This window comes from Pseudomonas sp. SGAir0191 (assembly GCF_002812565.2).
GTDB lineage: Bacteria > Pseudomonadota > Gammaproteobacteria > Pseudomonadales > Pseudomonadaceae > Aquipseudomonas > Aquipseudomonas parafulva_B.
Genome location: NZ_CP025035.2, coordinates 1,615,346 through 1,628,457, shown reverse-complemented (window position 1 = coordinate 1,628,457; position 13,112 = coordinate 1,615,346). Strand labels below are relative to the sequence as shown.

Annotated in this window: 9 protein-coding genes; 6 read left to right on the top strand and 3 right to left on the bottom strand. The window is 63.9% G+C overall.

Annotated elements, in window-relative coordinates:
* Nucleotides 1–54: 54 nt before the first annotated feature.
* Nucleotides 55–4,920, bottom strand: a complete 4,866-nt coding sequence (locus CWR53_RS07400) for an NAD-glutamate dehydrogenase (RefSeq protein ID WP_100851154.1) — start codon at nt 4,918–4,920, stop codon at nt 55–57.
* 61 nt (nt 4,921–4,981) lie between these two features.
* Nucleotides 4,982–5,116 (bottom strand): hypothetical protein, encoded by a 135-nt coding sequence (locus CWR53_RS23150; RefSeq protein ID WP_256675187.1) that lies wholly within the window; start codon nt 5,114–5,116, stop codon nt 4,982–4,984.
* Nucleotides 5,117–5,193: 77 nt separating this feature from the next.
* Between CWR53_RS23150 and CWR53_RS07395 the strand changes: the two genes are divergently transcribed.
* A complete protein-coding gene (locus CWR53_RS07395; RefSeq protein ID WP_058604518.1) occupies nt 5,194–5,547 on the top strand; it encodes a hypothetical protein in 354 nt (117 codons plus the stop codon).
* 40 nt (nt 5,548–5,587) lie between these two features.
* Here CWR53_RS07395 and CWR53_RS07390 read toward each other — a convergent pair whose 3' ends face one another.
* Entirely contained in the window at nt 5,588–6,493 is a 906-nt protein-coding gene (locus CWR53_RS07390) for a LysR family transcriptional regulator (protein WP_100851153.1), read from the bottom strand.
* A 123-nt stretch (nt 6,494–6,616) separates the two neighbouring features.
* On the opposite strand from CWR53_RS07390, the gene lysA reads away from it, so the two are divergent.
* From lysA to CWR53_RS07365, 5 genes are all read left to right on the top strand, one after another.
* On the top strand, nt 6,617–7,849 hold the full coding sequence (lysA, locus tag CWR53_RS07385) for a diaminopimelate decarboxylase (protein WP_100851152.1): 1,233 nt from the start codon (nt 6,617–6,619) through the stop codon (nt 7,847–7,849).
* Between the two features lie 249 nt (nt 7,850–8,098).
* Nucleotides 8,099–8,809: a helix-turn-helix domain-containing protein gene (locus CWR53_RS07380; RefSeq protein WP_100851151.1), complete on the top strand. Its 711-nt coding sequence runs from the start codon at nt 8,099–8,101 to the stop codon at nt 8,807–8,809.
* 106 nt (nt 8,810–8,915) lie between these two features.
* Entirely contained in the window at nt 8,916–10,331 is a 1,416-nt protein-coding gene (locus tag CWR53_RS07375; RefSeq protein ID WP_375335488.1) for an efflux transporter outer membrane subunit, read from the top strand.
* 86 nt (nt 10,332–10,417) lie between these two features.
* A complete protein-coding gene (locus CWR53_RS07370; RefSeq protein ID WP_100851150.1) occupies nt 10,418–11,563 on the top strand; it encodes an HlyD family secretion protein in 1,146 nt (381 codons plus the stop codon).
* Nucleotides 11,553–13,067, top strand: coding sequence for an MDR family MFS transporter (locus CWR53_RS07365; protein WP_100851149.1), 1,515 nt, complete (start codon nt 11,553–11,555; stop codon nt 13,065–13,067). Before CWR53_RS07370 ends, CWR53_RS07365 begins: the two co-directional genes overlap by 11 nt.
* The last annotated feature ends 45 nt before the right edge of the window (nt 13,068–13,112 follow it).

Genomic DNA, 13,112 nt, shown 5'->3' with positions numbered 1-13,112 from the left:
AACAATAAAAAAGCCCCGGCATCACTGCCGGGGCTTTTTCAGTTCAGCATTGACTCAAGACGGCATCACAGTCGCCTGCCCGCTCATGGCCAGATCGACCAGTTCGCGGTTGGCCACTGCATACATCGCGTAGTCATGGCCCGAAGCGCTGCGCAGGTCATCGAGCATGGCGCGCCAGCGCTCCACCATCACCCGATGCTGCTCGGCCCATAGCGCGACCCGTGCATCCATGTCCTGCGGAGCATCGGCCATCTGCAATACCGAGATGGTGATCGCGCGTTGTTGCAGGTCGATGTCGTCGCGGAAGGCTTCCCGGGCCAGGGCCTGCCAGTTGTTCTCCACCGGCAGGTTGCTGATTTCCTGCAAGTACCAGGTCAGGTCAAGCGCGCTGCCCACGGCGAAGAACGCCTTGGCCACCTGCGCTGGCTCGTGACCTGTCACATCAGCTGCCTCGATGATCGGCAGCAAGGTGTACAGATGGCTGGTGCCAGCCACCATACGTGCCAACAGCTCTGGCACCCCCGCTTCGACGAAGCTCTGGTAACGCACCATCCAGCGTTCGCGGGTTGGGCCTTCGAGCAATTCGTCGAGCTTGAGCCCAAGCTGGGCGATCTTCGGCCCGAAGTGGGCGCAATCACGGCCAGCGTCCTGCTCATTGCGACGGCTGCGCAGGAACCAGCGCGTGGCACGGCGGCCCAGGCGCATCAGTTCGTCCATCAGGGTCAGCTGGATCTCGGCGGGAACCTGGTAGTCCAGCGCCTCGATCTGACGGAACCAGTGCGGCAGGTGGAAGATGTCACGCACGATCACGTAGGCCCCGGCTACGTTGGCAGGGCTCATGCCGGTCGATTCCTTCAACCGCTGCACGAAGGTGATGCCCATGTTGTTGACCAGGTCGTTGGCGATCTGGGTGCTGACGATCTCGCGCTTGAGGCGGTGGCGGCGCATGGAGTCGGCGAACTTGCTGACCAGCGACGGCGGGAACGCGGTTTCCATGTCGCGGGTCAGGTAGTCGTCGTCCGGCACCTGGGACTTGAGCAGCTGCTCTTTCAAGTCGATCTTGCTGTAGGAGATCAGCACCGAGAGCTCTGCACGGGTCAGGCCCTGGCCTGCGGCGAGGCGCTCGGCCAGCTGTTCCTCGGAAGGCAGGAACTCGATGGCCCGGTCAAGCTTGCCGCGGGCCTCGAGGTCGGCCATCAGGCGCTTGTACTCGGCAATGCGCTCGCGCACGCGTCGCGCTGCCAGCGACAGCGCCTGGGTCTGCTTGTAGTTGTTGCCCAGCACCAGGCCAGACACTTCCTCGGTCATGCTGCCGAGCAACTGGTTGCGCTGCTTCTCGGTCATGTCGCCACCCTGCACCACCTCGTTGAGCAGGATCTTGATGTTGACCTCGTGGTCGGAGCAGTCCACGCCGCCGGCGTTGTCGATGAAGTCGGTGTTGGTGGCGCCGCCGTGCAGGCCGAATTCCACCCGGCCAAGCTGGGTCATGCCCAGGTTGCCGCCCTCGCCTACCACCTTGCAGCGCAGCTCGTTGCCGTTGACACGCAAGGCGTCGTTGGCCTTGTCGCCCACGTCGGCGTGGCTTTCGCCACTGGCCTTGACGTAGGTGCCGATGCCACCGTTCCAGAGCAGGTCCACAGGCGCCTTGAGCAGGGCATTGAGCAGCTCGGTGGGCGTCAGGCGGTCGGCCTCGATGGCAAAGCGTTCCTTCATCTGCGCCGTGATGGCGATGCTCTTGGCGCTACGCGGGAAAATGCCGCCGCCTTCGGACATGATGCTGGTGTCGTAGTCGGTCCATGCCGAACGTGGCAAGTCGAACAGGCGCTTGCGCTCGGCAAAGCTGGAGGCCGGCTCCGGGTTGGGGTCGATGAAGATATGCAGGTGGTTGAAGGCCGCTACCAGCTGGAGCTTGTCGGACATCAACAGGCCGTTGCCGAAGACGTCGCCTGCCATGTCGCCCACACCAATCACGGTGATCGGGTCTTCTTGCACATTGATGCCGCGCTCACGGAAGTGACGCTGGACGCCGACCCAGGCCCCACGGGCGGTGATGCCCATCTTCTTGTGGTCGTAGCCTGCCGAGCCACCCGATGCGAAGGCATCACCCAGCCAGAAGCCATAGTCGATGGCGATGCCGTTGGCGATGTCCGAGAACGTGGCCGTGCCTTTGTCAGCCGCCACCACCAGGTACGGGTCGTCATCGTCGTGACGCACCACGCCGACCGGCGGCACCACGCCACCGTCCTTGAGGTTGTCGGTAATGTCGAGCAAGCCCGAGATGAAGATGCGGTAGCACGCCACGCCCTCTGCCGCGATCTCGTCACGCGTACCGCCCAATGGCAGGCGCCGTGGCAGGAAACCGCCCTTGGCGCCGACCGGCACGATTACCGAGTTCTTGACCTGCTGCGCCTTGACCAGGCCCAGCACCTCGGTGCGATAGTCTTCCTCGCGGTCCGACCAGCGCAGGCCACCGCGCGCAACGTTGCCGAAGCGCAGGTGCACCCCTTCGACCCGGGGTGAGTAGACGAAGATCTCGAACTTGGGCACCGGCTTGGGCAGTTCGGGCACAAGCTTGGGGTTGAACTTGAAGCTGAAATACGACTTGTTCTGGCCGTTGGCATCGAGCTGATAGAAGTTGGTGCGCAGGGTGGCCTTGATCAGGTCCAGGTAGCGCCGCAGGATGCGGTCTTCGTTGAGTACCTGCACCTCGTCCAGCGCATTGAGGATCGCTTGCTCAAGCCGCTGCTGCTTGTCCTCCAGGTCATCCTGGGTCAGCTTGCGGGCCAGGTAGAAACGCGTCTTGAACAGGCGGGTCAGCTCGCGCGCGATGTCGGTATGGTTGTTCAGCGTACTGGCGATGTAGCCCAGGTCGAAGCCCAGGCGGATTTGTTTCAGGTAGCGTGCATAGGCACGCAGCAACGCCACGTCACGCCATGGCAGGCCCGCTGTCAGCACCAGACGGTTGAAGGCATCGTTTTCGGCATCGCCGCCGACGATGTGGATGAACGCATCCTGGAAGGTGTCATTGAGCTCTTGAATGTTCAGGCTCAGGCCTTCGCTGTAGGTGAAGGCGAAGTCGTGAATCCAGTATTCGCGGCCATTGGCGTGGCGCAGGCGATACGGGAACTCGCCCAGCACGCGCAGGCCGAGGTTTTCGAGGATTGGCAGCACGTCCGACAGCGCCAGGGGGGTGTCGGCGTGGTACAGCTTGCAGTGCAGGGTGCGCTCGCCAACCCGCGTCAGTGGCTGGTAGAAACTCATGGCCAGTGGCTTGCTTTCCGACAGGGCCAGCACATGCTGCAGGTCCACCACCGCCGAATGGGCGGCGAAGCGCTCGCGGTAGCCGGCTGGGAAGCCTTTGGGGAAATCGGCCAGGATGTTGGTGCCCTGTGCCTCGCCGAAGTTCTCCACGACCAACGCCGAGAAATCGTCCTGCCAGGAGCGGCAGGCCTGGATGACCTCACGCTCGAGCTGCTGTGGGTCGATGTCGATGCGGTTCTTCGGGTCCACCCGCAGAATCAGCTGCACACGGGCCAGTACCGACTCGGAGAAGAAGGTCCAGAATTCGCAATCGCTGGCCTTCAGGCGCTCCATCAACACCTGCTGGATTTTCTGGCGAACCTCGGTGGAATAGATTTCACGCGGTACATAGGCCAGGCAATAGCAGAAGCGTCCGTACGGGTCCTTGCGCAGGAAGACGCGAATCTTGTTGCGCTCCTGAATCTGCACGATGGACATGACCGTGCTGAACAGCTCATCCACCGGGGTCTGGAACAGGTCGTCGCGCGGCAGCACTTCGAGCACCTGCGCCAGTTCCTTGCCCAGGTGAGCCTTGGTATCGAAGCCGGAACGGCGCTCGACTTCAGCGACCTTGACCCGGATGTAAGGGATGGCATGAACGCTTTCGCCGTACACCGTGGAGGTGTACAGGCCCATGAAGCGGTGTTCCTTGAGCACGTTACCCGAGGCATCGAGCTGGCGGATGGACACGTAATCAGGGTAGCCCGGGCGGTGTACGCGGCTTGGCAGCGCAGCCTTGGCGAAGGAGAGCAGCAGTGGCTCGGCCAGGTAGGCCACGGCGTAATCTTCGATGCGCAGCTCTTCAGGGGTCAAGCCAACGCGCAGGCGACGCGGCAGGCCAAGGAACGACTGCTCGTCGTAGACCATCTGCCCGCCGGCCTGATCGGCCTGGACGGTGAACTCTTCATAGCCCAGGAAGGTGAAGTGGTTGTCCAACAACCACTCAAGGAATGCCTTGACCTCGCCCTTTTCATGCTGGGCCGGCCCGTACGGGGTCTGCTCGACCAGCGCCACGACCTCCCGCAGCTTGTCCTTCATCGGTTCGAAATCATCGACCGCCACGCGGACCTCGGCCAGCACCTGCTCGATTTCCCGGGCCAGCACGCTCAACTCCGCAGCGTTGGCGCAGCGGTCGATTTCCAGGTACATCAGCGACTCGTGCCCCACCCCTTCACCGTGGGTGCCCTTGGGCAGCAGTTCCAGCAACTCGCCCTTGGCGTTGCGGCGCACGCTCAATACCGTGGTCTGCAGGGTGTGAATGCTGTAGCCGCGGCGGTTCAGTTCGGTGCGGACCGAGTCCACCAGAAACGGCAGGTCATGGTGCAGCACCTCGACGACCGTGTGGGTCGACTGCCAGCCGTTGCGCTCGTAATCGGGGTTGTACACGCGCACCTGCGGGTGCTCGGGGTCGAAACGCTCGACGATGCGCCAGGCCGACAGGGTGCAGCCGGCCAGGTCGGAAAGCCTGCGCTGGGTGAGTTCGTCCAGAGAGATGATGCCGAAGAACTGCTCGGCGAACAGCGCCACTTGTGGCAGGGACTGTTCGCTGATGTGCTGCGCCAGGGCCGCTTGCAGTTGATGCTGGAAGTCGGCTTTGCTGGCCGCGGTGAAGAACGCCATCTGTGGTACTCCGCTTGGGCTTTGTAATAGTTGAAGCGTCGCTGCGTGCGCCGTGCCGGGGTCAACGATAGACGATCGCGGGCAGGGCGAACGATGAAAACCAGGCGTTGAGCGTGTGCATGCACGCCCAGGACTGGGCGAAGCTTAACGACTGACCGGTCATCAAGGCTTGCAGCGCTGCGACAATTTCGTTCAAGGGGCGGTAACTTTACGTTTATGCATGTAAGCAAGACTGTCAGAATTCCCTTCCGTTTCCTTAGATCCGAGCTTGCCATGCAAATCGACACCGCCGTGCTGTTCGCCACCCCCTGCGATGAAGAGGAGGACAACATGGCAACCCTGTGCTGCCACAGTGACAAAGGTCAGATGTTCTTGCTGACCCGCTACCCTGACGAAGACACGGTTGATCTGACCCTGGACGATGAGCCCTCGACCCTGGACGGCTTGAAAGTGACCTTGAAGGCAACGAGCCTGTTGATCGAAGTGGCAGCAGGTGACCGGGACGCCTTGCGCGGTGATGAGGTGCTTCAGATCAACCTGACCAGCACGCTGAGCGACCTGGACGAGATCAGGCAAACCTTGGAGAACATCCTGAGCGGCACCGGCACTTTCGTCTGCGAGCTTTGATCCGTCGATCACTGGGCAGGCGTGCCGCGGGCCACGGAGGCTAGGCCAGGGCGCGCTGCATCGCCTGCGCCTGCTCGCGCAGTGTCTGGCAGAACGGCTCGACTGCCGCCGAGGCCGGCCGATGGTCTGGCCTGACCAGCATCACCTGGTAGGCGATCGAGATCTCCAGCGGCCTGATGAGCAAGCCACTCTGGGCGGCCTCCAGCCCGCTCAAGGGGTTGATGATGGCTACGCCCAGGCCCTGCCTGACCATGGCGCACACCGAGGCGGCGCTGGTGGTCTCGATGACCGTGCGACGGTTCACCCCAGCCGCGCGAAAATGGTGGTCCAGACGCTGGCGATAGGTGTCCAGGCTGGCCAGGTTGATGAAATCGACCTCATGGAAATCCGCTAGGCTCAGCCGTGACCTGGCCTGCAACGGGTGTTGCTCAGGGAGCACGCAGACCATGTCGGCGCTGAACAGCAATTCCCCGCTCGCCCCACGGGGTATCTGCGCGACTTCCGTCAGGCCCAGGTCATGCTGCTGGGTGGCCAGGGACTCCTCCAGCAGCGGCGACTCCTGGGCTTTGATGCTTACGCTCACCCCAGGGTGCTGCTTATGAAAACGCTGGCAGACCTTGGGCAGCAGGGTCTGCGAAAACAACGGCAGGCAGGTGACGGCCAACTGGCCCTGCTGGAAGTTGCGAATGGCCTGGGCAAAACGCTCGATGCGCTCAAGCCCCACATACGCCCGCTCTACCTCCTCGATCAGCAGCAACGCCTGGGCGGTGGCTTCCAACCGACCGGCCGTGCGCTCGAACAGATGCAGGCCCGTCACGTGCTCCAACCGCGCCAGCTCACGGCTGATGGTCGGCTGCGAGGTGAACAGCAGACGCGCCGCGCCTGTGACGCTACCTGAGGCCATGATGGCGCGGAACACTTCGATGTGGCGGGCGGAGAGTTTCATGGGAGCACCGACTGCATTCTCAGGGCATATCAGAGATGAATGGACGGCGCAAAAATAGCTATTTTTCTGAATCGAGTCTACGGGCCATGCTGTCGGCTTCCACCTGTGCCGAGCCATTCGATCATGACCATTCCCTTCTCTGTCCTAGCCAACGCCGTTCGCCAGTACGGTTCACCCCTGTGGGCCTACGACGCCGCCACCATCCTCAGACGGATAGAACAGCTCAAGCCATTCGATACCGTACGCTTCGCCCAGAAAGCCAATCCCAATCTGCAGGTGTTGCGCTTGATGCGCGAGCACGGCCTGGTGCTCGATGCGGTATCGCTTGGGGAAATGGAACGCGCCTTTGCAGCCGGCGCCAGTGTGGCGGGCGAGCCTGCGGGGGTGGTGCTGACCTGCGACGTGCTGGACCGCGCTACCCTGGCACGCGTGGTCGCGGAAAAGATCGAAGTCAACGCAGGCTCCATCGACATGCTGCGCCAGTTGGGCGAGCACTCGCCAGGGCACCGTGTCTGGCTGCGCATCAACCCGGGGTTCGGCCATGGCCACAGCCGCAAGACCAATACCGGGGGCGAGAACAGCAAGCATGGCATCTGGCATGAAGACTTGCCGCAGGCGCTCGCCTGCATCAGGGCCCATCGCCTGCACCTGGTGGGCGTGCACATGCACATCGGCTCCGGCGTGGACTACACCCATCTGGAGCAGGTGGCTCGCGCCATGATCGAGCTGATCGCGCGCCTGGACACCGATATCGAAGCGTTCTCGATCGGCGGTGGGCTCTCGACGCCGTACCGCACTACCGACACGCCGGTGAACCTGCAGCGCTACGCGCAAACCTGGGCAGTGGCACGCCAGGAAATCGAAGCGCTGCTGGGCCACCCGGTGCGCATGGAGATCGAGCCAGGGCGTTTTCTGGTGGCCGAGTCGGGCTATCTGGTGACCGAAGTCCGTGCCGTCAAGCAGGTGGGCCGCAACACGTTCGTGCTGGTCGATGCTGGCTTCAACGACCTCATGCGCCCTGCGATGTACGGGGCCTACCATGCCATGACCCTGCTCGATGCCGATGGCCACCCGGTGGACCGCCCGCGGCAACCGACCGTAGTGGCCGGCCCACTGTGCGAATCGGGCGACGTGTTCACTCAGGATGACCAGGCGCTCTGCCCTCAGGACTTGCCCCAGGCCCAGGTCGGCGACTTGCTGGTGATTCACGATGCCGGTGCCTACGGTGCCTCCATGTCGTCCAACTACAACAGCCGGCCCTTGCTGCCAGAGGTGATGATCGAAGGCCAGGCCGTGCGCTTGATCCGACGTCGGCAGACGATCGAAGCACTGCTCGCGCTTGAGGAAGGCTTGTAACGTCCAATTTCTGCATGCCGACCTCCATCGACAGCCGGCATGCTCGGGATAGACCGTTGAGCGCTCCCCAGACACTCCGCTCGGCAACACAATTACAACTGCAAAAAACACATAATCCGCAATCACACCTCAACTTTTAAGCAGATCAAGCAATTCAATCGCACTTAGCCCGCGCACTACCCCACGCTTTGCAACATCTACACACAATCCCCCCTTACAATTGGATCCATTCCCATAATGGATCCCGCCATGCAAACACTCGAAATGGACTACGCCCCCGGCGATCACGTGGCCAGCCACTGCCACGCCCACGACCAGCTGATCTACGCAGCTAGTGGCACTGTGCATGTGAAGACCGATTCGGGAAGCTGGGTGATTCATGGGGGCAATGCGCTGTGGGTGCCGGCCGGCGTCAGCCATGAGATTGTCATGGAAGGCGTCGTCAGCATGCGCTCCCTGCTGCTGGCGCCCCACGTCGACCACTGCCAGGTGATCGTGGTGACAGGGTTGTTGCGTGAGTTGATCCTGGCTGCCTCGCGCATGCTCGGTATCCGGGAGGGGGAGCACGTACGGGCGCTCATTCTGGGCGAGCTCGCCTATGCAAGGCGCATCGACACGTTCATAGCACTGCCGACGCACCCACGCCTGAGGACCTGGTGCGAGCGCATGCTGCAGGCACCGGCCGAGGAACATGCCCTTGAACAGTGCGCCACGGCGCTGAACATGAGCACACGCAATGTGGCCCGGCTGTTCCAGCGCGAGCTGGGCATGTCCCACGGCCAATGGCGCGCTCGGGCGCGGGTGATGTTGAGCCAGCAGTGCCTGGCGGCAGGTCGGCCGATCATCAATGTGGCGCTCGAACACGGCTACCAGAGCCCCAGCGCCTTTGCAGCCATGTTCAAGCGCATCTTGGGGTACGCGCCCAGCGACTGGCAGGACGGTAGCGCACGCCCCCGCTGAAACGGCTCGGATTGTCCGGCTGGCGCGCACGGTTGTCCCGCTTGCGGCAGCCTTGGCCTGACTGGTCTCGTTAACGTTGCATCATGACTGCCAAGCGATGCTCATGATGCCCACTTTGTCGATGATCCCCTCCCCCGTACGCCTTTGCGCTGTGCTGACGCTCAGCCTGCTGGCAGGTTGCACGCACCCTGTCGCCTGCGAACAGCCCCCCGCGGCCATGCGGGTCAATCCTTTGGCCAAGACCCAGGCCGGGGTAAGCGCACAGCCTTTGCCCCAGCGCTGGTGGCAGCTGTACCAGGACCCGCAACTCGAGCGCTGGGTGGAGCGCGCACTGGCCAATAACCAGGACCTGGCGCAGGCCCAAGCCAACGTGCGCGCACTGCTGGCCGGCATTGGCGAGTTCCAGGCGCAGCGCCTGCCTGCCACCTCGCTGGGCATTGCTGCGACCTACGGCAGGGACAGTGACGATCAGACCCTGGCCCAGGCGCGCGACAGCCATGCTTCTTCCTCATGGCAGTTCAATCCGGGCATGGAGCTGGCCTATCAGGTGGACCTGTGGGGGCAGGTGCAAACCCAAATCGATCGCGCCAAGGCGCAAGCGCAGGCCGCGGCTGCCGCACACGATGCCGTGGGGCTGCAGGTGGCAGCCCAGACCAGCCGTGCCTACATCGAACAATGCGTCTACACCGCTCGCCTGAGTCAAGCCAGGCAAGCCCTGCGCACCCTTGATCGCAGCCTGCTGTTGAGCGACCGCCAGCGTCAGGCCGGCATCGCTACGGCGCTGGACGGTGAGCGGCTGCTTGGCCTGCGTGAGCAGGTTCGCGCCCGGATACCCGTTTTCGAGGCGCGGCGCCAGGTGGCACTGTTCGAGCTGAGCACGCTGGCGGGTGAGGCCACGGTCGATCACACCCAACCTTGCGCTGCCATCCCGTCGCTCACGGCAGCGCTGCCCACAGGCGATGGCTGGCACCTGCTCGAACGGCGCCCCGACGTACGCCAGGCTGAAAGAGAGTTGCAAGCCGCCGGCCTGGAAACGGACATCGTGCGCGCCGACCTGTACCCCAAGGTTCGCTTTGGCGCCCAGCTGGCTAGTGCTGATCGCCACATCAATGGCCTGGGTGCCAGCCGCGCCATCACGTTCGGCGTCGGCCCGCTGATCAGCTGGGAATTTCCCAACCTGCAAGCCAATCGTGCCCGGTTGGGCAAGGCCCAGGCTTTGCAGCAGGCCCAGCGCGCTCACTATCGCAGCGTCGCGCTCAAGGCCCTGAAGGATGTGCGCCAGGCCTTGGCCCGTCATGCCGGTGAGCAGCAGCACCTGTCTTCGCTGCAGGCCGCGCTTGAGCACAGCCAGCGTGGCTTCGCCCTGGCAGAGGCCAGCTACCGTGCGGGCACCCAGGACGGGCTGGCCCTGCTTGACAGCGAGCGCGAGCTGATTGCCCTGCATGACCAGCTCCTCGAGGCGCGCGGCAAGGTGGCCAGGGCGCAGATCGACCTGTTTCGCGCGCTGGGCGGGGGATGGTGAATCCGCCACGCCCCAGGCACCGCTCTCCACCCAACGCCCACCGCTCGCAAAGCGCAACTGCCTTCACTCGACAATGGAACCCTACCATGAACGCTGCTGTAGAAACGCCCACCCCAACCCCGACTACCGAGCATGCAACCATTCGCACACGACGGCGGTTGGTCTATATCGGCGGCGCAGGCCTGGGCGTGCTGGCGCTACTGGCGCTCGCTGGCTACTGGTTCACCACCGGGCGCTACCTGGAAAGTACCGATGACGCCTACATCCGCGCCGATTGGGTGGCATTGAGTTCGCGCGTGGCAGGCTATGTGGCGACGGTAGAGGTCGAAGATGACCAGCCGGTTCAAGCCGGCGCTGTGCTGGTGCGGTTGCAGGATCGCGATTACCAGGCTCGCAGGGATCGCGCGCGCGCTGCCGAACGCCAGGCGCAGGCGGCCATAGACGCGGCGCAGGCTCACCGCGAGCTGGCCGTGCAGCGCATCGAGCAGCAGGCCCAAGCAACCCTCAAGGCCGAAGCCGCCGTGCACAGTGCCAGCGCCGAACGTCGTCGCAGCCAGCTGGACCTGCAGCGCTACCAGGGCTTGGTACGCGACGAGGCCGCCACGACTCAGCGACTGGAGCAGGCACTGGCCGCTGCCAACCAGGCCAAGGCTGTCGAGCAAGGGGCCAAGGCAGCATGGCGTGAACAACAGGCACAGCAACGGATGGCCAAGGCCGGCGCTGCCCAGGCCGAGGCCGATCTGCAGCGGCGTCAAGCCGCCTTAGAAAGCGCCAGCGCCGAACGTCGGCTGGCCGAACAGGACGCCGAGGACACCGTGCTGCGCGCACCGGTGGCAGGCGTAGTGGGCCAGCGCCGCGTGCGTGCAGGGCAATACGTGGTGCCGGGCCAGCCGTTGCTGGCGGTGGTGCCGGTGGCGCAGGCCTATGTCGTGGCCAACTACAAGGAAACCCAGTTGGCTCGGATGCGCCCAGGGCAGCCTGTGCAGGTTCAGGTGGACAGCTTCCCTGGCCATGCATTCAAAGGTCAGGTGGCGAGCTTCTCGCCGGCCTCGGGCAATGTCTTCGCGCTGCTGCCGTCGGACAATGCCACGGGCAACTTCACCAAGATCGTCCAGCGTTTTCCGGTGCGCATCCTGCTCGACCTGCCTGCAAACGGGCCGCAGATACTGCCCGGCATGTCGGTGGTGACCACCGTCGACACGCGCACGCCGGAGCCTGCCGATGCGCACTGAACAACCGGTATCCCTGCGCGCCTGGGTGGCCGTGCTGGGCGGGCTGTTCGGCTGTTTCATGGCCGGCATGAACGTGCACGTCACCAGCGCCGCACTGCCCGAGATACGCGGCTCGCTAGGCGCCAGCTTCGAGGAAGGCTCATGGATATCCACTGCCTACCTGGTGGCAGAGATCGTGATGATCCCCTTGACGGCCTGGCTGGTGGAGGTGTTCTCCCTGCGCCGGGTGATGTGGACGGGCTCGCTGGTCTTTCTGATCGCGTCGGTGGCCTGTTCGTGGGCGCCGAACCTTGAAACCATGATCGTGATCCGGGTAATTCAGGGCGCCGCCGGCGCCGTCCTGATTCCGCTGTCGTTCCAGCTGATCATCACCGAATTGCCGGCCAGCCGGATGGCCATGGGCATGGCCTTGTTCAGCCTGGCCAACAGCGTGGCGCAGGCCGCAGGCCCTTCGATCGGCGGCTGGTTGACCGATGCCTATTCCTGGCGCTGGATCTTCTACCTGCAGCTGTTTCCTGGTATCGCGTTGCTGTGCGCCATTGCCTGGTCCATCGAGGCCAGGCCGATGAAGTTGCAGCTGCTGCGCCACGGTGACTGGCTGGGCATCGCCGCCATGGTGATCGGCCTGGGCGGGCTGCAGATCGTGCTGGAAGAAGGCGGCCGGTTGGATTGGTTCGGGTCTTCGTTCATCACCGGCATGACCGTGGTGTCGGCATTGGCCCTGGTGCTGTTCGTGACGACCCAGCTGTTCAGCCCGCGCGCGTTCATCAACCTGCGGTTGCTGGGCCGTTACAACTTCGGCGTGGCCAGCCTGGCGATGTTCATATTCGGCGCCGCCACCTTCGGGCTGGTGTTTCTGGTGCCCAACTACCTGTCGCAACTGCAGGGCTTCAGTGCACGAGACGTGGGTGTGGCGTTGATCGCCTACGGGCTCGTGCAGCTGCTGCTGGCGCCGTTGATGCCGCGCCTGATGAGGTGGACCAGCGCAAAGTTCATGGTGGCCAGCGGGTTCATGATCATGGCGCTGGGCTGCTGGATGGGCGCCAGCCTGACTGCCGACAGTGCCGACAATGTGATCATCCCTTCCACCGTGGTGCGGGGCATCGGCCAGCCTTTCATCATGGTCGCGTTGTCGGTGCTGGCAGTGGCCGGGCTGGACAAGCGCGAGGCCGGGTCCGCCTCGGCGGTGTTCTCGATGCTGCGTAACTTGGGTGGCGCCATCGGCACGGCCGGCCTGACCCAGCTGGTGGCCACGCGCGAACGCCTGCACAGTGCGCGCATCCATGAGCACGTGACCGTGTTCGAGCCGCAGCTGCACGTGCGCCTGGACCCGACCGTGCAGACGTGGCTCTGGCACTCACAGCAGTGGGTTGAAGGGTTGTCGGGCACCATCGGCCGCGAAGCCTACCTGATGGCCTACAGCGATGCGTTCTACCTGGCTTGCCTGGCGTTGCTCGGCTGTGCGGTGGCAGCGTTGGTACTGAGGTCGCACAAGGGGCAATGAGGCCATGGCGGGGAGCTTGGCTCGGGAGCGACCGACGGCTGGTAC